A 416-nucleotide genomic window follows, 5' to 3' on the forward strand; every position below is an offset into this window, starting at 1 on the left:
AGGTCTGGGGAGGGCGGGAGCGCAACAGGCGGCGGCGTTTCGACCGGCGCCTCCACCCATTGGTCGCCCTCCTGGCGAAAGGTCTTGGCCCGTGCATGGCTGACCGGGTCACGCTGGAGCACCTGGGTCTGGCCGTCCACCGTGACCTCATCGGCCAGCGTGACGCGTCCGCCCCGGGTCCTGGCCAGGCGTCGCGGCACCTGCCGTGCGGGATATCCCGAAGGCACTGTGACCTGCGGCACGTTCCACTCCTGCTCACGCAACGCAGCACTCAGGGCGTGCTCCGCTGCGTCGGTGAGGGCATCGAGCTGCGCGCTGTAGCGCTTGAGCATCTCGGGCCTGATCACGGGCCCACCCACGCTCCTGAGGTAATCCACCATTGCGGCGGCGGCTTGATACTCCTCGATGATCTCGCC

The 416-nt window shown here is 68.8% G+C and carries 1 protein-coding gene; it reads right to left on the bottom strand.

Annotation, left to right across the window (positions count from 1 at the left end; all coding sequences use genetic code 11):
- Positions 1-416, bottom strand: a 416-nt coding sequence (locus tag BAE31_RS19645; RefSeq protein ID WP_170871285.1) for a hypothetical protein, incomplete at both ends; no start/stop codon positions are given.

Origin of the sequence: Bacillus sp. I-2 (genome assembly GCF_001974945.1) — a bacterium.
GTDB lineage: Bacteria > Bacillota > Bacilli > Bacillales > Bacillaceae > Bacillus > Bacillus safensis.